Raw genomic sequence first — 20,358 nt, forward strand, 5'->3', positions numbered from 1 at the left:
AATGGAATGCTTTATTGAGGAAAATTGTAAGAGAAAGATCAATAAGGCATGTAAAAAGAATCCAATATTAAAGGGGGTTCTTGAAAGTAAGATTTCTGAGATACTCTCTTTTCCTGAACGTTTCAAGCCATTAAAGAATCTGGATAAGGGGATAAGAAGAGTTCATATCCTGAAGAGTTTTGTTCTTACCTATAAACTGGATGATGGTATTGTCTATTTTATTGATTTTGACCATCACGATAAAATCTACAAAAGATGAATGTATGTTTATCCCATTCATCTGATAGTGACCTTGCGGCGGCGTAAAGGCAAGTTGCGCGAAGGATTGTGCATTAGGGCAATGTACAGGATACCGTGGCTGTATCTCACAAAACCTGCATATCGAAAGGTGTTTTACGACATGGCCAAGATGCCGGGAACATGATAAAGCATTTTACGAAATATTAAGGGCGCGGCATATATGCGGGCAGGAAGCCTTTGTGACACCGCTGCTTTAGTCCATCTATTTCTTTATTGAACTGCGTAGGAGGGGGAACAGGTCGTAAACTGCCTGCTTAAATTCGTCTCCCACGTCCTCCCAGGTTATTGCTTACCTGGTTTTGGCGGCAGCAGTATCCTGCCTGGGTTCTGTTTCTTTCTTTGGTGACTGTTCGGTCCGGACCAGATTATGGAGGATTAAGATATACCCGCCAAGCATCAGCTTGATGCTCCAGATTAGAGTGTAGCGAAATCCGGGGTCGGTGACTGGCGTGCCTTGAAGCATAAAAGAGAAAGACAAAGAAACAGGACATCGAAAAAAAAATCATGTCCCACTGCTGGCGAAAATCCCCCAGCCCGGGTCTGCTCCCCATCGAAGATAACGAGCAGTGCGGCACTGTGAAGTATCGTGCAAAGTTCCCCGGTATCGGCAGCCGCAGCCCAAAGCGTAGGCAAACCAGAGGTGGGCTTGGTGGTTGGCGACATTCGCGTTACAAATAGAAGCCCGATCTAACAGGAAATCCATACATGCGATTTTATGAGGGAAATGGTCGCGAGACATTTCCTTTACACTACCAAGAAAGCTAATCTCTTATTCAAGTAGTGGCAAGATTACTTTTTGAAAAAAAATAGTCAACCCCTCTTCTTACCCCACACCAGCGCCACCAGGTCAAACATCTCCCACTGCACATTGAATCCATCAGCAGCCTTAAAAGCATCCTTCAACTCTGATATATCAACATAAGTAGCTGTCCGCATCTCAACAAAAGTATGGAACATCTCCAGCAGTACCCTCTTTGAGAACCTGGTTTGCCGCACCACATCCATAACCGCAATCTCTCCACCCGGCCCCAGTACCCTGAACATCTCACCCATCACATCAGAAGGCTGTGCCACCTCATGCATGGCAAAACTTGAGACTGCAGTATCGAAAACCCCATCCTTGAAGGGTAGCCTGTGGGCATCGGCAAGCACAAAATCCCCTTTCGACTTGGCCCTGGCACGTCTAATCATCTCAATGGAAATATCAGTACATACAAGGTCAACCACGCCCAGCCGCTCAGCCAGATATCCCGTACCCGAGGCCATATCCAGTACACGCCTACCTTTTTTTATCTCGATCTTTCCAAGTAACTGGTTCCTCAACCTGTCATACTGCCCCATCATTGCAATCCTTGCCCCGATATCGTAAATAGGTGCCAGGAACTTAAAAAAACCATGACTGTTAACTTTTTCCATGTTCTTCTTCCTGTTTCTTCTTACTGTTTCTTCTTACTGTTAATATCCCACATAATTATTAATACAATACTATAGTAAAAGGCAGGATGGTAAAATGAGGTTCAAAAATAAAAAAAACAGACTGGCAGCTTTAGGTACTCTTTTCCTGTTAGCAGGTATAATAATATCACTGGATGGCCAGGATGGTTCTTCGTTCATCTATTTCGGTGTTGGGACATTGACTGCCACCCTGCTGTACTATGGCATCGTCGCAGGCAGGCCCCAGATATCTACGTTTATTGTTGGTCTTATCATACTGCATACAGGAGTCCTGTTGATAGTGAAAGGCGAATTAATATACCCAAGTGAGTTTGGATTCATCACATTCGTTTCAGGAATTCTGGTACTGCTTAATTCAGGTTTTTCAGAATACATGCAGGACAGGAAGAAAAAGAACTGACATTTATTCAATATGATGGTCCTCACGCAAGACCTTCAATAATCCCAGAACCGAATAACCGGCCCTGGTAATACCCATACTCCTGCTATCAGTATCAGTACCTGCAAGATACAGGTTCGTGACAGGAGTCCTGGTATCTGCAAAGTAGCCATTAATGGTCACAGCAGCTTTTTCGGGAATAGTATACTGGTAGTGGGTCATATCGATATGGTCCTCGATACCAGGCAGTGCAGTCAGTATGGTATTATACATCCGCTTCCTGTCCTTTGCCAGTGGTATGGATTCGTCAACAATGAAAGTGAACCCGACAAGCTGCTTGCCCGGAGGTGCCAGTGACTTGTCGTAGTTGCTAATTGGCATGGCCCAGAAAGCCCTGCGCTTGAACCATACTTCTGAGCCAGTGTAGTCGAACTCAGGTAACTTTGTATCAAGACCCAGCCATATTGTCATACTATGGGTCTGCACTATCCTGCCAATATCCTGTATATATGATGGTGGCAGATTATCCGTCAACGCAGGCAGGTCCTTTGCAAAGCCTGTAAAAACCACAACATCAGCCTGATAAGTCCCTTCAGGGGTGACCACTTCTTTCACAACCCCTTGTGTGGTATTTATTCCTGTCACCCTGGATGAAGTCTTTATTTGAACAGAATCATTCATGGAAAATAAAACTGCATTCAAAAACGCCTTGAGACCCTTGCGCGGATATGCCTGGGAATACCCAATATCATTATTGCCAAGCCTGCTCAGGATCGATAGGTGTCCTTTCAACTGGCTCATAGTAAGATGATTTGCAAGTAAGGCCATATAGGATTTGGCGAGATCTTCATCCTCAAGGAATTTCTCAGGCACACTATCCCGCATATAACCACTGCCTGTCAGCACCCTATGTACTGAGGTCTCATACATGGATTTACCAGACAATGAGTAACACATAGCATTGATAAAATCCAGTGAATCCTCTGAAAGCCCACCAGGCAGGTAATCATATACTGACTGGTTGCTAAGGTCAGACCCAAGCGTGGACTGGGTAAAAGCCTTTGTAATGGACTGGCTGAGCAGCAACCTGTCCATTTTTGGCAGGACATCGAATGTGGCAAACTCCTTTAAGTTGGACGGTATCTTTGACAATCTATTTGGAGTCCTGACGTGATAAGCCCCGTGATCAAGGAACATGGGGGTATAATCGAAATATGTATCAATAAGACGGCGCAACGGCCCGACCCGCAGGTGGGTTATCGCATGGACACCCGTGTCTACCTGGAATCCATTTACATCGTAACTATTGCAGTTTCCACCCACATAACTACGTTTTTCCAGGACAAGTACCTTTTTCCCATGTTTTGAAAGCGTCATAGCAGACATCAGGCCGCTAATACCACCGCCCACTACAATCACATCATGATCAGCCATATTGTATCCAGTAATAATAATGATCAGACCTTAAAATCTTTTTTGGCAATCCTATTGTCAGTCTCGTTAGCAATCCCGTTGCCAGTCCCGTTGCCAGTCCCGTTGTCAGTCCCGTTGTCAGTCCCGTTAGCAGTCCCGTTAGCAGTCCCGTTAGCAGTCCCGTTAGCAATCCCGTCAGTAGTTTCGTTAGCAGTTCCGCTGGCAATCCCGTTAATAATTGCATCATAGCGCTGGCATACACGCTTAACAATATCATCTGCGGCATTCTGGTGTGAGGGCACCAGTATATCCGCACCTGATGATACGTCTACTCCCTCACTCGATAATCCATAATCAGGGGCTATCAGCAGCCCGCCGGAAGATACATTGAGCTTCATATCGGTGATGAGCCGGGCCACCATATCAGTAGCAGGCTTCACCCTGGTAGTAATGCCAGGGGTCTTGGATAAATATTGTTCCTTTAATTCGCTTACCTTTTCAACTGCTGCTTTTACCTTGTCCTTATTACCAAGAAGTGAGAGTTTTTCTATAGTCTCAAGCAGGTCATCGAAAGTAACAGCCTGCACCTCTATAATCTCTCCATTAAAGTATTCGGCAACCTTCTCCCCGTACCCCTTTGAGATTACCAGCTTGCCCACGTCTTTTATTCGCAGGATCTCTTTGTCTGTGGGTTTATACGGCTCCACAACCTTGAAATTATCAATACCCAGCAAGAACATTAGGGACAAATATCCCATTGTAACACCTACGGTGGGCTTCACACCCAGCCACTTGTCAAGCCCGGTCTGCCCTTGCTCGGATACCAGCTCGATAATCTTCTGCTTAATATACTCAGGATCACTGGATCTTAGCCCGAAATATTCGGCAAATCCCTGTGTGGTCGTAAGTATCCGGCTTCTCCCCTCCGGGCTCCTGCTTATCAGTCCCCTGGCCTCCAGTTCCTTTACATGGTCATAGGTGGCATTGCCGCGTTTCTCTACCAGGTCGCTCTGGAGCAGTGGCTGGTGGTAGGCTATCATGGAAAGAGTCCTGAGTACAGGGGATGGCAGTTCCTTCGGAGCCACACTCCTTACCTGGTCTGCACATTCAGGTTTGACCTGCATAACGTACTTGCCTTCCACCTCAATGATATCCAGTCCTGATTGCCGCTCTTTGTATTCCTGTATGAGTGAGAGTACAATAGCACGGGTTTTTTTCTTTTTACTTACCAGTTCCTTTAATGTGGCAAGATCTACCGGTCCGCCGGCAGCGAATAATGCAGCCTCAATTATCTCACGGTCCCCTATGAACATACCCCCGGTGAATCAGGATACCTGATATATAACTCACCGAATAGTTCTTCCTGTTCAAGCCATATCTCCTTATTTGTTGCAAGGAACAGTAGTGATATATAGGTCATCAGTTTATTTGAACGGTCCCCGGACAGCAGTTCACTAAGCGCGATATATGTCCTGTCTTCCAGGATGTTGCTAAGTGTTTCCCTCATTGAATCCAACCTGCCTTCGATATCCTCCTCATGGGCGATACCCAGTACCTGTTCTGTGGTCGGCCGGGCCAGTTCAATGGTTTCCCTCGCTTTTTCACGGATGGTCTTTCGCCGTTCGACCACTTCTGCTTTCTCCAGCTCAAGTATCAGTTCATCCAGTGTGACCGAGCGCTGGGAATGGCGCCTCACAGGTGGTTTGGGTACAGGATAATCGTTCACATCAAAAAAGTCCAGATCATCGACCCATGAATCATCCTCAATAACAGGTTCATCCACCAGGATATTGGACTTCATGCGCAGCAGGATAGCTGCATAATGGAGTGTCCTGCCTGATATCCTTAGATCCATACGCTCCAGTTCTTCAATATGGTGCAGGAACTTATCAGTTATTTCTACTATATCAATGTTCCAGGGGTTTATCTCCCCTTCACGGACAAGGTTCACCAGTATCTCAACAGGCTCTTCATAAATATCCTGTGCATCCGAACCCACTGGTAAATAATCATAAATAAACGGTATCTCGACTAATTCTTCCATTCAGTTCATCCCCTCTGAATTCCAGAATTTTTGTAAAATTCTTATAATATTGTAATATATTTACGTTGTTATTATATATTATCTTTTCCAATTCCGCTATCCTCGCCAACGACCCTGGCCACTGCCATTACTTTATCTCCGGGTTTGACATTCATTATCTTGACACCCTGAGTATTTCGTCCCTGGACCCTAATATCAGACACAGGCACCCTGATGATGATACCGTCCGATGTTGTTATCATCAGTTCATCCGATTCATTAATGGCCTTAACATCCACGACAAGACCGTTGCGGATACTGGAAATGATGGTTATTACACCCTGGCCCGCCCGGTTCAATTTCCTGTATTCATCAAATCTGGTACGCTTACCAAAACCGTTCTCAGTGATCGTAAGCAGGGTAGCATCGTCACTTACGATGTCCATTCCTACCACGTAGTCATCACCCACAAGCCTGATGCCTCTAACGCCACGGCCCCCCCTTCCGGTAGGCCGCACATCAGTCTCAGAGAAACGTATGGCTTTACCATGACGGCTGCCGATGATAATGTCCTTGGTGCCGTCAGTAAGCTTAACTTTCTCAAGTTCATCACCTTCATCAAGGGTAATGGCTATTATTCCGCCCCGCCTGGGGTTCCTGAAAGCAGACAGTTCTGTCTTCTTGACTACTCCGAACCTGGTGGCCTTGATGATGTACTGGCCGCTTTCAAATGTCTTAACAGGTATCTGGGCAGTGATCCTCTCCCCGCTGTCCACCTCAATGAGATTGATTATAGCCTTGCCACGGCTCTGCCTGGATGCATCAGGTATCTCATAGACCTTTTTCCAGTAAACCCGGCCCGTATCTGTGAAGAACAGGATGTAATCATGAGTTGAGGCTAAAAACAGGTCCTCCACGAAATCGGCTTCCTTGGTGTCCATGCCTATGACACCCCTGCCGCCCCGCCTTTGCTGCCTGTATGTATCCACAGGCATACGCTTGATATACCCGCTGTTGGAGATAGTAACTACCACATCCTCCACAGGTATCAGGTCCTCATCTTCCAGGTCCACGCCGCCTTCAATTATCTGGGTGCGCCTGACGTCCCCGTATTTGTCCCTTATGGAGGTTAACTCCTCTTTTATGACATTAAGTATCTTATTACGGTTTGCCAGCAACTCAAGCAGCCATTTGATGGTTTCCATCAACTCCTTATGCTCATTGTCTATCTTTTCCCGCTCGAGACCTGTGAGTTTTTGCAGCCTCATATCAAGGATGGCTTTTGCCTGCTCTTCACTAAGTTCAAAATTAGCCATAAGCCCGTTTCGGGCTTCTTCCACGGTCTTGCTTGCACGGATCAAGGCTATGACCTGGTCGATATGGTCCAGCGCTATCTGGAGCCCCTCAAGTATATGTGCACGCTTTTTGGCCTTTTCAAGTTCGAACTGGCTGCGGAGGGAGACGACCTCCACGCGGTGGTCTATGAAATGCTGGATAAGCTGCTTTAGGGTGAGCACCTGGGGCTGGCCGTCCACCAGTGCCAGGTTGATGATACCAAAGGTGGATTCCATCTGGGTATGTTTGAATAACTGGTTCAGCACTACATCAGCATTGGTGCCGCGGCTTAGTTCCATCACGACCCTGATGCCGTCTTTATCTGACTCGTCCCGCAAATCTGAGATGCCTGATATCTTCTTATCCCTGACAAGTGCTGCTATGGACTCTATAAGCCTGGCCTTGTTCACCTGGTAGGGCATCTCATCGATGATGATGCTCTCCTTGTTCTTATGCTCCTCTACAGAGGTCTTTGCACGTATTTTTACGATACCTCGCCCGGTCTTATATGCACTGTGGAAGCCTGAGCTGCCGAAGATGTAAGCACCTGTCGGGAAATCCGGACCCTTGACAACACCCATCAGTTCCTGGAGCTCAACGTCAGGGTTGTCAATGGTCATGGTCACGGCATCTATGATCTCTGAGATATTGTGGGGCGGCATGTTGGTAGCCATACCCACGGCAATACCTGTACTGCCGTTAATAAGCAAATTTGGGAATTTTGACGGCAGTACCACCGGTTCTTTCATGCTGCCGTCATAGTTGGGCACAAAGTCCACTGTACCCTTGTCGATATCGGCAAGCATTTCTTCAGTGATGCGGTCCATGCGCACCTCGGTATAACGCATGGCAGCCGCGGCATCACCGTCAATGGAACCAAAGTTCCCCTGGCCGTCGGCCAGGGTATATCGCATATTGAAATCCTGGGCCAGCCTCACCATAGTGTCGTAGATGGCAGCGTCGCCGTGGGGGTGGTACTTACCCATGACATCACCCACTATCCTTGCAGATTTCTTGTATGGCTTGTCATGGGTCATGCCCTGGTCCTGCATACCATACAGGATGCGGCGGTGTACGGGTTTCAGGCCGTCGCGCACGTCAGGCAGTGCCCGTCCCACGATAACGCTCATGGAATAATCGATATACGAGGTCTTCATCTCGTCCTCGATATTAACGGGGACAATATTCTCAGTAGGCTCCTCTTCGCCGTTGACCTCTTCTTCCATGCCGGGTTCTTCTATATCCTCCCGCTCATCCTGGTATTCAGATGTCAAGGTTCTTCACCTCCCTGGCATGCTGCTCGATGAACAAACGCCTTGGCTCAACCTTATCACCCATAAGTATAGTGAATATCTCATCCGCTTCCATGGCATTCTCAAGAGCGACCTGTACCAGTGTCCTGGTATCCGGGTCCATGGTAGTATCCCACAACTGGTCCGGATTCATCTCACCCAAACCCTTGAAACGCTGGATTCCGACCCCATGGCTGCCGCCCAACTCTTCCATTTTCTCTTCAAGCTGGGCATCGTTGTAAACATAATGTGTGGCCTTCCCCTTCTTTATACGGTACAGGGGCGGCTGTGCTATGTACACATATCCTATCTCTATAAGCGGGCGCATGTACTGGTAGAAAAAAGTAAGCAGCAGTGTCCTGATGTGGGCACCGTCCACATCGGCATCTGTCATAATGATTATCTTGTGGTACCTGGCCTTCCCGATATCAAAATCATCGCCCAGGCCAGTGCCTATAGCAGTTATAAGAGCACGTATCTCAAGGTTATTGAGTATCTTGTTCAGCCTGGCCTTCTGGACGTTGATAATCTTACCTCGCAAGGGCAGTATGGCCTGGAAATTACGGCTTCTGCCCTGCTTGGCAGAACCGCCTGCACTGTCGCCCTCTACAAGGTAGAGTTCACACTTTGATGCATCCTTTTCGCTGCAGTCGGCCAGTTTACCTGGCAATGAGGATATCTCAAGGGCGCTTTTGCGCCTGGTCAGTTCGCGGGCCTTGCGTGCTGCCTCCCTGGCCTGGGCTGCCAGCACCGATTTGCTGATGATATTCTCTGCTTCCTTTGGATGCTCTTCCAGGAACTCACCCAGCCCCTCCCCCACCAGGGTCTCCACAATACCCTTGACCTCGCTGTTGCCCAGCTTGGTCTTGGTCTGCCCCTCGAACTGGGGATTGGTTAACTTGACACTGATAATGGCTGTCAGCCCTTCCCGTATATCCTCACCCGAAAGCTTGGCCGCACCCTTGACCAGACCATGCTCTTTTGCATAATCATTGGCTGTCCTGGTCAGGGCCGCCTTGAAACCGCTAAGATGCGTACCCCCCTCATGGGTGTTGATATTATTGGCAAAAGTGAACACGGTCTCTGTATAACTGTCATTATACTGGATTGCGATCTCTACCTGTGTATTGTTGCGGGATTTCTGGAAATATATGGGCGGCTGGTGCAATGTGGTCTTATTCTTGTTCAGGTGCTCCACAAAAGCCACGATACCGCCTTCGTAATGGAACAATTTCTCGTCCCCGGTGCGCTCATCTTTGATCTTGATCTTGACGCCCCTGTTCAGGAATGCCATTTCGCGCAGGCGTTTGGAGATGGTCTCAAAACTTATGTCAACAACCTCGAATACCTCGTAATCGGGCTTGAAGGTCATTTTTGTGCCTGTCAGTTCTGAAGTACCCCGTACCTCAACATCTTTCATGGACTTGCCGCGCTGGTACCTCTGGAAATAGATATTGCCATTGCGGTACACCTCGGCCTCCATCCACTCGGACAGGGCATTGACCACTGACACGCCCACACCATGCAGGCCGCCAGATACCTTGTACGACTCGGTATCAAACTTGCCCCCTGCGTGAAGCATTGTCATGACAACTTCAAGGGCTGATTTGTTGTATTTCTCATGTATATCCACAGGGATGCCCCTGCCGTCATCCTGTACGGTCACGGAATTATCCCTGTTAATGGTGACATCGATGTTTGTGCAGTATCCAGCCAGAGCTTCATCAATACTATTATCCACCACTTCATATACCAAGTGGTGAAGCCCCCGGTAATCCGTACTCCCGATATACATACTGGGGCGCTTGCGCACCGCCTCCAGCCCTTCTAAAACCTGTATCTTACCTGCATCATATTTCTTATCGCTCATCAATGTTCTCCGGAAAAATTATTCAAATTATACCCATTTCGGTTAGCCGGTCGGGTAGGTACCGCTGGGTCACGAAATCCAGGCCCTTGCCTGCAAAAGCCTGCTGTTCTGCCTTCTTGCCGATATCAAGCTGGAGTTTTATCTGGGTCTTCCAGTATTCGGAATCGAACCTTGGGTCTGACAGTTCGCTTCGCAGTGCCTTTATATCCTGTTCTGTAAGCTTGTCAGTGGACAGATCGTAATCAACTATGTCACTTGGCTGCACGCCTATGAACTGCGCTGCCGGAGCAGCCAGGTACTCGGACAGGTGTGCGCTCTTGATGGCACCGTATGCAACGCTGGCAAATATCCTGTAACTCCAGGGGTCGCCATCAGTGAATACCAGTACAGACAGGCCCAGTTCCTCACTAAGCCGTTTCAGGATGCGTCGTGTGCTTCGGGCAGGCTGCCCTTTAAGGTGCACCAGTACGGCATTATAATCTTCATCAAACCCGTTCTCGATAAGCCTGGCCATCATACCGCCGGTCTCAATGGCTACCACAAATTTGGCATCGTGGTCAAGGAACTCGATATTGTCAACATTGAAGGGTATCTGGTAGCCGCCCTCACCCACATCGTCCCGGCAGTGGATGATGCGCTCGCCCCGCTTTGTGGTCTCCTTGAGCCTGATAGACCCGAACATGGTGGCACCGTCCTCTTCGGGCCTCATGTGGAAATCCTCCCTCTGCATTGCGGTGATGATCTCCAAATCTTCTATCATGCGGTCGCTTTCCGGCTGTTCCCTGAACTTGGCTATGTCCCAGTTCTCTGAAATGTAATACAGCTCCCTCAGTGTAGAACCCCTGTTGTTCTCCAGGTGCTCTTTTATGAGCATCTCTGAAGTATAGGACATTTTCAATATCTGGTTTGCACCCTTGACTGTTTTGGCACTGCGCGTGCTTGTGCTGTTGCCGTACACCCAGACTTCGCTGTTATTATTATACTCGATGTTGGCCTTGGTACGTGTAGGCAGCACGATATTGGGTACTGCCTGGTCCTCAAACTGCTTGTAAAATGATCCCACTATACCCAGCAGGGCCTCCTTTGCCAGTTTATCCCGTTCCTCTCGCAGGTTATTCATCCACATATCCCCTTACGGCTTTGGCGCCGTTGACCATTCCTTCATCTACACCTTCCACGATAAGGTCTGGGAGTGAGGTGGCCTCTTCATCTGATACGAAAGGCATGTTGTACCTGATGTTCATGCTGCTTCCAGGTTTTACGTCAAGTCTCCAGATATGATCGCTATCATTACCCAGTGATATGACCTTTGGTTCAGGATCTGCATCCCTTACCGGATACTTGTGTGTATCGTGCAGTTTAAATGCCATTGAAGCGCTGCTGTAGTTCTTTACAGTGATATTCACCTGCACCCCGTCCCCGTTGTGTGAGATACTGCGATACACCAGCAGGTTGCCCATGACCTTTGCCACTACCGGGGTAATATCAGGGGTTGGCCTGTCTAGTATTGTGGATACCTTGTCAGCTATTCTGGGCAGTATTTTCTTTATGATCTCTTCTTTTTCCCTGCGCTTGGACAGATGCTGCTGTTTTGACAGGAAGGTCTTGAGCTTGCGGGCCACGTCCTTTAGTGCCAGTTCGACCTCGTTCATGATCTCTGGGACGTCTGCCACAGCATCCTTGCTCTCTGAAGTGAATGGTATATGAGTGGAGGCGACATGCACTACGAACACGGCAGGACCTGTGGGAAGACCGCCGCCGGGCTGGTTCAGGGAGTAGTTCTTCCACCTGATGTTCTCGACTGCATGGGTGATGGCACAGCCGCCCTGCTGGTAGAGCAGAGGCACCCGGTTGGCAAATCTTAATATGTGTACCCTGTCCTCTTTCCCAAGGCTGCCGCCATAGGAAATGCCTGCCTCTACCAGGAAGGGATGGCCTGTGTGCACCGACGCTGACCGGCTGACAGTAGCTATAAAATCCACGCTGAACTCTTTTTCAAGCCCCTTGTAGATGAGTGACTCGGTGATGGGGGACAGACAGTCAGTGGGTGGTGCCATGATCTTGACTTTCGTAAAGGCATCCAGGAGTTTTTTTGCATCTTCCAGTTCAATGGACCGGGGATCGGTTTCAGGGTCAAGATGGGCAGCTTTGCATATTTCCTCTGCGGTCAGGAGGCCGATCCGGGAAAAGCTGTATCTTAAAAATGGGGCGAGTTTCTGCCTGTCGGTGTAGCGCAGCATCTTGATAAGCGTGCCCAGTTCGATTCCCTCTGGGTGGGGCAGGATCTCCTTTGCCGGTTCGGGCAGGGTGTCCACTGCACGCTCGAATATGATCGTATTGCCGTCCGGTTCCACCAGGGTAAGCCTGGCATGGGTGTTGACGATGGCTGTACTTTTTAAATATTCCAGCACGCTCTGCCGTCGTCCCTTGACGTATGAAGCTTTCATCTCCATCTCAACACGGGTGCCTCTGGGTCTGTCCCAGTCCACAACTTTATCCTCAAGTATCTCTGGCTCGTTGGTGCTGGTATTTATGACAAGTTCATAATAATGGGCAGGTTTGTCCCGGTCTATCTTGGATATGATGCGTGTGGGCTTACCTGTGGTGAGCTGGCTGTACAGGACTGCGGCTGATATGCCTATACCCTGCTGTCCCCTGCTCTGCTTGATGGCATGGAAGCGGGAGCCGTACAGGAGCTTGGCAAATGTACTGGGTATTTGCTCCTTGACTATGCCAGGACCATTGTCCTCTATTATAATTGCAACATTATCGCCGCCAGCATCTTCTATGCTGACCATGATGTCAGGCAGTATCCCTGCTTCTTCGCATGCGTCAAGGGAATTGTCCACACCTTCCTTGACTGCGGTTAGCAGGCTGCGGGGTGCGGAATCAAAACCCAGTATCTGCCTGTTCTTTTCAAAAAATTCTGCGATACTTATGGCACGTTGTTTTTTTGCAAGCTCTTCAGCTATTGGTACTGCCACTAATTCATCCCCTCTGTAAATGAAAAATTGACATCCATCTTTAAATGACCTACAGTATGGCAGTTATTAAATATTAAATTATTTATTTATTATATTTTACTGAAAAACGATATGCATCAAAGTTCTGCGCCTACGACTGTCTGGGTGGCGGTGACGTTCTCGCTCTCACGTATTGTATCTACCAGTTTGTTCAATGTACTCAAGCCTTCTACTTCGCTGATGACTATAAAATCATATTCACCGAACACGTGGTATATTTCCTTGATGCCATTGACATTCATAAGTTGGTTGTATGCAGCCTTCTCCTGGCCTGGTACAACATTGACCATTATCACACCTATTACCATATATTGTCACCATCCTTTTTAGTTGGTATCGTCATGCGATTTTCTACTGATGACTAATAGTTTTAATGTGTTTTAAATGTATTGTTTAATGTGTGGAGAGGCTATTTTTTTACAGATTATCATCTGGAGATATCCCATTCCATTATTTATTGCAAGCTTGTATAGTCCCGTAATTATTTCGCATTGAACTCTTTTCAGGACTATACAGTGTTCAATTCCGGTGCTACAAAGCTTATAAGAAAAATCTGCTATACTATCTTATAGAGGACTATAGTAATTTATAAATATATTGGAAGAAAAAAATACAATCATGGTTACAACAATCCAAATAAAAGAAGATACCAAATCGACATTAACGCAAATGAAACTCTTTGAAAGAGAGACTTATAACGATGTTTTAGAGCGACTCATTGAGGACGTTCACGAACTCAATGATGAAACAAAAAAAGAGATTGAATCCGCAATAAATGAGATCAAGAGCGGCAAATACATTACACATGAAAAGCTTGCTGAAGAAATGGGATTCTGATGATATTTCAAATAATATGGTCAGAATCAGCAGCAAAGAAACTTAAAAAATTAGATAAAACCGTTGCAAAACGAATTTTCAAAAAAGTTTCAGAACTTAGCGAAAATCCATATCATTCTGACGTAACAAAAATGGTAGGAGATCCTTATTTTCGACTACGCATTGGTGATTATCGTTTCATTTTTAATATACAGAATGACATGCTTCGAATGCTTATTCTTAATGTAGGTCATCGAAAGAATGTCTATATAAAATAATTGAACCGTCACTTTTGTAAAAATGCGCACATGAATTTGGACTGCACAATTTAAATCTCCAATTCGTCTCCTTTTCCGTTGGATTTTGAATTACTGGACCGCCTCTTTGAGCTGAAGAACATCCGGTGGTCCGTATTTTGTGTATACAATCGCTTTCACTGGGGTATCCTTCCTTTTTGATTAATAATAATTATAATCGCGCGAGTACATTAATCAGTTTATCGCAGCCACCGTTTTTTATAAATTCCGTATGATCGTCTATTGTCTTAAAACACTGTCCACATATTTTATGACATAGAATTTCAGAATCGGTCGCACCATAGAATGCTTTTAATGTGTTTGTCGCGTTTGGATTAAGATTTGCGGATTTCTCAGGATGTTTTCTACACCAAGCGAGAGTGTTCATCCATATCGTAGCACTCAGCGCGCCACAAGCATTACCGCTCAAACCAAGACCTCCGGCAAATCCGGCAACCATAACCATTTCTTCATCACTAGCTCCCATTTTTTTGGCGACTTCAGAAGCGCAACTTATAGGCAGTTGAGGTAGATCAGTTTGTTCGTTGGATAATCCTTCAGTTGCTGATTGGATCGCTTCCGGAGTCCTTTTTCCGAGACCGTTACAATTTGTGTTGGTGAATCTAATTAAACCACAGATAAACACAGATGAACACAGATTTTCAGGCAGCGTATCCGCGTTCATCTGCGGTTAGTTTGATAATACTAACATTTAATGTAACGGTCTCATTTTTCCGCAAGTTTAAAGCAGGATATAAATCTACCAGATAAAAAGTATTTCACCAGACTAAATTTGCTTGAAAAATCACAACCAGTTATGTCCGAACAGTTGACGCTTTTTGCCCTATTTGAAAATGATTCCATAAGGTGCCACGTTGCCGTTATGGCAATACCGATGGCTTGACCGCGGTCATTGCTCCTACGAAAGGATTCCGCTCCTACAGCCAATGCAGACCCCCCAAAGCATTCCGCATTGATATCCTTCTTTCATTAATCCACCCGCTAATGGGTCCGCAGCACGCTCCTCAGTTTCTAGTGGATAACCGAATTCGCGGTTTAATATATAAAAGAATGTGCGAGAGCAAGTACCTAATTTTCGAAATACTTTTTTGGTGTCTTGTTGAGCGGTCTTTTTGTTTGAATTCATTTTTTTCACCATTTCTTTTTATTATGTTCCAAAGTTATGACTACATTTCCCTTTTTGTGTCCTTTTTCGACATACCTGTGAGCCTCAGCAGTCTGTTCCAGCGGATAGCATCGATCTATGACCGATATTATCTTCCCCGCCTCAACAAGCTCTTTGAGGAAAATTAGATCTTCAGACTTTTCGCTTGCCAACGCACATATTACTTTCTTGCTGCCTATAATCGAAGTCCCTAACATTTGAATAAGTTTTCTCATCTTAAAGCTGGCTAAAAGATAACGTCCGTTCTGCGTTAGCGAGCCTTTACAACGTGAGAATGAACTCCTGCCTAATATGTCAAAAATTAGATTATATTTCTCACCGTTCTTGGTAAAATCCTCCTTGGTATAATCGATTACTTTATCAGCTCCCAGAGATTTCACCAATTCTAATCTCGGGGTACTGCATACCCCGGTAACTTCTGCTCCATAATACTTGGCAAGCTGCACTGCGAGTGACCCTATCCCTCCGGAAGCTCCATTGATAAGGACCTTTTGTCCGCTCTGAATATTTACTTTTCTAAGGAGGCTTAACGCCATTATTCCCCCGTAAGGAACGCAAGCGGCTTCCTCATAGGTCATATTGGCCGGTTTGATCCCCACCATCCCATCTTCAGGCATACATAGATACTCGGCATTGGCACCCATGCTCATACCACGATATGCAAAAACTTGGTCTCCTCTCCGAAATTTTTTTACACCTTTGCCTATCGCTTCAATTTCCCCGGCTAACTCGCTCCCCAGTATAGGGTTTTTTGGTTTTCTGAGACCAAATGACATTCGTGCGGGGAGCCAGAGGAGCATAGGCATATTGAACTCGCTGGGAGAGATATTGCTAAAATTTCGAGCTGTAATATCCCCGTAATTTACTGGCGTCGCATATACACTTATCAGTATTTCATTATCCTTGGGAGTAGGTTTTTCTACCTCTTTGAGCTGAAGAACATCGGGTGATCCGTATTTTGTATATACAATCGCTTTCATAAGTACTCCTCCTAATTTATTTTATTATTTCAGTAACCTGATCAGAGAACAATAGTCTATTGAAGAGAATTCGTGTCCGCGAGTACATTAATCAGTTTATTGCAGCCACTGTTTTTTATAAATTCAATATGATCGTCTATTGTCTTAAAACACTGTCCACATATTTTATGACATAGAATTTCAGAATCGGTCACTTCATAGAATGCTTTTAATGTATTTGTCGCGTTTGGATTAGGATTTGAAGATTTTCCAGGATGTTTTCTACACCAGTCAAGTGTGTCTATCCATATAGCGGCGCTCAGTGCGCCACAAGCATTGCCGCTCAAACCAAGACCTCCAGCAAATCCGGCAACCATAACCATTTCTTCATCACTAACTCCCATTTTTTTAGCGACTTCAGAAGCGCAACTTATTGGCAGTTGAGTTAAATCCGTTTGTTCGTAGGATAATCCTTCAGTTGCTGATTGGATCGCTTCCGGAGCCCATTTTTCCGCGAGTTTAAGGCAGGATATGACTTTACCAAAGAGAAAGTATTTCGCCATACTGATTTTGCTTGAAAAATCACAACCAGTTATATCCCTACAATTGACGCTTTTAGCCCTTTTTGAAAATGATTCCATAAGGTGCCCCGTTGCCGTTATGGCTATACCGATGGCTTGATCGTGATTATCGTGCCTACGAAAGGATTCCGCCCCCACAGCCAATGCAGATCCCCAAAGCATTCCGCATTGATATCCTTGTTGCAATATTCCACCACATAATGGATCCGCGGCACGCTCCTCAGTTTCTTTTAGATAACCGAATTCACGGTTTAATATATAAAAGAATGCGCTAGAGCAAGGGCCTTTTTTTAGAAATACTTTTTTGGTGTCTCTTTTAATCACTTTCGTAATGATTTCTTCAATTCGTTGGATTTTATTATTATGTTTCAAAGTTATGACTACATTTCCCTTTTTGTGTCCTTTTTCAACATACCTGTGAGCCTCGGCAATTCGTTCCAAAGGATAGCGTCTATCTATGACCGGTTTTATCTTTCCCGCCTCAATAAGCTCTTTGAGGAAAATTAAATCTTCGGCACTTTCCTTATATGTCACCTTATGAATTGACACGAATGTCCCGTTCGGAATTAGTGCTTTCTTGCACTTTGATTTCGAGAGTTTTCCAACGGCATCAAAGATGCAACCATAAAGCTCTCCGCTTTGGGTAAAATCCTCTTTGGTGTAATCAATTACGTTATCGGCTCCCAGAGATTTCACGAACTCTAAATTGGTGGTACTGCATACCCCGGTAATTTCTGCCCCAAAGTGCTTGGCAAGCTGCACCGCAAAAGTACCTACACTCCCAGAAGCTCCATAGATTAAAACTTTTTGTCCGCTCTGGATATTTCCTTTTCTAAGAACCTGCAATGCCCCAATTCCCCCGGTAGGAACGGCGGCAGCTTCCTCATAGGTCATGTTGGCCGGTTTTATTGCCACCACCCCTTCTTCAGGCAGACATTTGTATTCGGCATGAGCGCCAAAATCCAAACCGCAAGATGCAAAAACTTGGTCACCTTTCTTGAACAGCTTTACATCTTTACCTACTGCTTCAATTTCCCCGGCTAGCTGCATCCCTAGTATAGCTCTCTTTGGTTTTCTAAGACCTAAATATATTCGCGCGGGGAGCCATTCCCAGAAAGGGACTGTGAAACTTCGCATTCTCACGTCCCCTGCTGAAACGGTTGTCGCGTGTACTTTTACCAGTATTTCATTGTCCTTGGGAGTAGGTTTTTCCACCTCTTTGAGCTGAAGAACATCCGGTGGTCCGTATTTTGTGCATACAATAGCTTTCATAAGTATTTCTCCAAGGTTGTTTTGTTTCGGTCATTTTTAGAATAGTTTAGCACAATAGTTGCACCCTAAAGTCAGGGGATATAATTATCCGAATTCAATTTTTCACCACCATTCGTGATATTGGAATAATATGTCATAGGTAAGTCCCCTGTAATTGTTTGCAACCCTGAACTAACTTAAAAAAATCTTTATTAGACAGTCTGGAAGCCAGATGGATTAATTTTTCATTTTCTTCTAATGTTTCTAATTCATTTCTTGAACTTACAATTCTTATTTTCATTTCCATATACGCGTCATTTGATATTTAAATCTTTCGATAAATAGTCACGTTTGGTATTTAATTCCGTGTAATCTCAATTTTGAAGCCAATATTTGTAACAATAATGGATGAAGTGAAGAACTAGCGAGAAAAGCCGCTGCCAGTCTAATTACAACCATCCTAGATCGTAAACTGTATTGGGGATTGGCTACACTGTTTGCCTTTACCCTTCCCGCATCCCCTCCCGATCAGCTCCGACCGCCCATGTTGTGAGGGGGCTGGCAGGCGCTTGGTGCTTTTCTCACTTAGTACCCTTAATGGTCAACCAGATCCCAAGACCAAGCTGTCAGAGTCCCACCGGACTTGCCAATATCACGAAAATGGGATACAATGTCACTTCAATACAGGGCAGCCAGAGCCCAACTGTAATCAGGATACCTGGGATTTCAAAATGGAGCTGGTGGAGGGATTTGACAGGGGGCGCAGTGAGAGGGGGACCGTTAAAAAGTGCCTGTCGTTATCTTATCATTGCCCTTTTGTCATTTCATCTGCAATCAGTTCTGCCTGTTTAAGCACTGTTTCTGTCGCAAGTGCCTGCATATCAGGAGGGTAACCATATTGTCTCAATGTCCGTTTTACAATTACTCTTAATTTTGCCCTGACGTTTTCTTTTATTGTCCAGTCTATTGACGCATTCTGTTTGACTTTCTCAAATAGAACAACTGCTAATTCCCGAAGTGTATCTTTTTGCATCAATTCCCTGGCACTTTCATTATCAGCTATTGCTGTATAGAAAGCATATTCATATTCTGATAAACCCATTTCTTTTGGTTCTTTATCTATTCTTTTAATTTCTTTGCTGAGTTCAATTAATTCTTCAATTACTTCTGCTGCAGTTATCACCTTATTGTGATATCTCTTGATTGAATCCTCAAGCATTTCCATCAATGTTCTACCTTCCACCAGATTCTTTTTGACCCTTGCTTTTATCTCATCATTGAGTAACTTCTTTAAAACTTCAAGAGCGATATTTTTGTGTTCCATACCCTGGACTTCTAAAAGAAAATCTTCCGAAAGTATAGATATATCTGGTTTTTTGATACCCGCTGCATCGAAAATATCTATCACTTGATCCAATACAAGAGCCTTATCAATTACTTGCCTGATCGTTGTTTCCAGTTCCTCGTCAGTTTTACCTGTGCCGGTACTGTCAAACTTTACCAATCTCGCTTTAACCGCCTGGAAAAATGATACTTCATCTTTCACGTCCATTGCATTTTCGTGCGGAATAGCTATTGAGAAGGCCTGTGAAAGAGCAGTTACTTCATCAATATATCGTTTTTTACCATCTTCAAGGCCAAGTATATGCTCTTGTGCAGCGAGTATTATCGATAGCTTTGTTGAAGTGTCTGCTGTAAAATATTGGTTATACATGAGTTTCGGGTGTTTTAAAAATCTCTGCCAACTTAAACTTTACCACTCAACCCATTTACACCTTAAACCGACAGCTTACCCAACCATATCATGGACATTCAACATATATAATACAAAGACCTTTATTAAGTTTTCTCATCAACTCCGTTTTTTTTTTGAATTCATCATCAGTTCAATAACCATCTTTTCGCTGTCAACAAAAGCATTCCCGTCAAGCTGAAAAATTGATTCGAACAACGTTGTCAACAATCCATATTTTTCATGACAGAGACATTTTGTCAAAAACAGCTTGCATTGAATGATAAATGACATCTTAAAACATGTCGAATTCATTTCGGTATCAATTCTGTACACTTAATCCGTGTCCTACAGGCTGTCCCAAAACCCCCATGAATCCACAAATTCTCACATTTGTATATAATATTTCACACAAATTTTGATTTTTGGCATTCAACTGCATTTCAC

The 20,358-nt window shown here is 45.3% G+C and carries 17 protein-coding genes and 2 pseudogenes; 4 read left to right on the forward strand and 15 right to left on the reverse strand.

Features of this window, described 5'->3' with window-relative positions; all coding sequences use genetic code 11:
- The first annotated feature begins 1 nt into the window (after position 1).
- Complete coding sequence (locus tag HF974_15170) at positions 2–259, forward strand: type II toxin-antitoxin system RelE/ParE family toxin (protein ID MBC2699639.1); 258 nt, start codon at positions 2–4, stop codon at positions 257–259.
- Between the two features lie 455 nt (positions 260–714).
- On the opposite strand, the gene HF974_15175 is transcribed toward HF974_15170, so the two are convergent.
- Positions 715–963 (reverse strand): hypothetical protein, encoded by a 249-nt coding sequence (locus HF974_15175; protein MBC2699640.1) that lies wholly within the window; start codon positions 961–963, stop codon positions 715–717.
- Between the two features lie 147 nt (positions 964–1,110).
- Positions 1,111–1,716 (reverse strand): methyltransferase domain-containing protein, encoded by a 606-nt coding sequence (locus HF974_15180; GenBank protein MBC2699641.1) that lies wholly within the window; start codon positions 1,714–1,716, stop codon positions 1,111–1,113.
- 94 nt (positions 1,717–1,810) lie between these two features.
- Here HF974_15180 and HF974_15185 point away from each other — a divergent pair, with 94 nt between their 5' ends.
- The gene (locus HF974_15185) at positions 1,811–2,155 is read left to right on the forward strand and encodes a hypothetical protein (GenBank protein ID MBC2699642.1); all 345 of its coding nucleotides are present in this window, start codon (positions 1,811–1,813) and stop codon (positions 2,153–2,155) included.
- A 3-nt stretch (positions 2,156–2,158) separates the two neighbouring features.
- On the opposite strand, the gene HF974_15190 is transcribed toward HF974_15185, so the two are convergent.
- The 8 genes and pseudogenes from HF974_15190 to HF974_15225 form a co-directional block, all read right to left on the reverse strand.
- Positions 2,159–3,568 carry an NAD(P)/FAD-dependent oxidoreductase gene (locus HF974_15190; protein MBC2699643.1) on the reverse strand — a complete coding sequence of 470 codons (1,410 nt, stop codon included), beginning with the start codon at positions 3,566–3,568 and terminating at the stop codon, positions 2,159–2,161.
- A gap of 203 nt (positions 3,569–3,771) precedes the next feature.
- Positions 3,772–4,854 (reverse strand): annotated as a pseudogene (scpB, locus tag HF974_15195) (SMC-Scp complex subunit ScpB).
- Complete coding sequence (locus tag HF974_15200; GenBank protein MBC2699644.1) at positions 4,851–5,591, reverse strand: segregation/condensation protein A; 741 nt, start codon at positions 5,589–5,591, stop codon at positions 4,851–4,853. The pseudogene scpB and the gene HF974_15200 overlap by 4 nt, the downstream one beginning before the upstream one ends.
- Before the next feature lie 71 nt (positions 5,592–5,662).
- Complete coding sequence (gyrA, locus tag HF974_15205) at positions 5,663–8,131, reverse strand: DNA gyrase subunit A (GenBank protein ID MBC2699645.1); 2,469 nt, start codon at positions 8,129–8,131, stop codon at positions 5,663–5,665.
- A gap of 37 nt (positions 8,132–8,168) precedes the next feature.
- Positions 8,169–10,067, reverse strand: coding sequence for a DNA topoisomerase (ATP-hydrolyzing) subunit B (gyrB, locus tag HF974_15210; protein ID MBC2699646.1), 1,899 nt, complete (start codon positions 10,065–10,067; stop codon positions 8,169–8,171).
- A gap of 22 nt (positions 10,068–10,089) precedes the next feature.
- Positions 10,090–11,193 (reverse strand): DNA topoisomerase IV subunit A, encoded by a 1,104-nt coding sequence (locus HF974_15215; GenBank protein MBC2699647.1) that lies wholly within the window; start codon positions 11,191–11,193, stop codon positions 10,090–10,092.
- Positions 11,180–13,051, reverse strand: a complete 1,872-nt coding sequence (locus HF974_15220) for a DNA topoisomerase VI subunit B (GenBank protein ID MBC2699648.1) — start codon at positions 13,049–13,051, stop codon at positions 11,180–11,182. Before HF974_15220 ends, HF974_15215 begins: the two co-directional genes overlap by 14 nt.
- 116 nt (positions 13,052–13,167) lie before the next feature.
- On the reverse strand, positions 13,168–13,398 hold the full coding sequence (locus tag HF974_15225) for an Lrp/AsnC family transcriptional regulator (GenBank protein ID MBC2699649.1): 231 nt from the start codon (positions 13,396–13,398) through the stop codon (positions 13,168–13,170).
- Positions 13,399–13,708: 310 nt separating this feature from the next.
- Here HF974_15225 and HF974_15230 point away from each other — a divergent pair, with 310 nt between their 5' ends.
- Complete coding sequence (locus tag HF974_15230; GenBank protein ID MBC2699650.1) at positions 13,709–13,927, forward strand: hypothetical protein; 219 nt, start codon at positions 13,709–13,711, stop codon at positions 13,925–13,927.
- Entirely contained in the window at positions 13,927–14,184 is a 258-nt protein-coding gene (locus tag HF974_15235; GenBank protein ID MBC2699651.1) for a type II toxin-antitoxin system RelE/ParE family toxin, read from the forward strand. Before HF974_15230 ends, HF974_15235 begins: the two co-directional genes overlap by 1 nt.
- A gap of 190 nt (positions 14,185–14,374) precedes the next feature.
- Here the strand turns inward: HF974_15235 and HF974_15240 are convergent, their stop codons facing one another.
- The 5 genes and pseudogenes from HF974_15240 to HF974_15260 all read right to left on the reverse strand — a co-directional run bounded on the left by HF974_15240 (position 14,375) and on the right by HF974_15260 (position 19,881).
- Entirely contained in the window at positions 14,375–14,887 is a 513-nt protein-coding gene (locus HF974_15240) for a C_GCAxxG_C_C family protein (protein MBC2699652.1), read from the reverse strand.
- A 467-nt stretch (positions 14,888–15,354) separates the two neighbouring features.
- Positions 15,355–16,368: an NAD(P)-dependent alcohol dehydrogenase gene (locus tag HF974_15245; protein MBC2699653.1), complete on the reverse strand. Its 1,014-nt coding sequence runs from the start codon at positions 16,366–16,368 to the stop codon at positions 15,355–15,357.
- Between the two features lie 56 nt (positions 16,369–16,424).
- Positions 16,425–18,200: a zinc-binding dehydrogenase gene (locus HF974_15250; GenBank protein ID MBC2699654.1), complete on the reverse strand. Its 1,776-nt coding sequence runs from the start codon at positions 18,198–18,200 to the stop codon at positions 16,425–16,427.
- A 133-nt stretch (positions 18,201–18,333) separates the two neighbouring features.
- Entirely contained in the window at positions 18,334–18,480 is a 147-nt protein-coding gene (locus tag HF974_15255) for a DUF1699 family protein (protein ID MBC2699655.1), read from the reverse strand.
- A 504-nt stretch (positions 18,481–18,984) separates the two neighbouring features.
- Positions 18,985–19,881, reverse strand: a pseudogene (locus tag HF974_15260) (DUF3387 domain-containing protein).
- Positions 19,882–20,358 lie beyond the last annotated feature (477 nt).

The organism is ANME-2 cluster archaeon (assembly GCA_014237145.1).
Lineage (GTDB): Archaea > Halobacteriota > Methanosarcinia > Methanosarcinales > Methanocomedenaceae > Methanocomedens_A.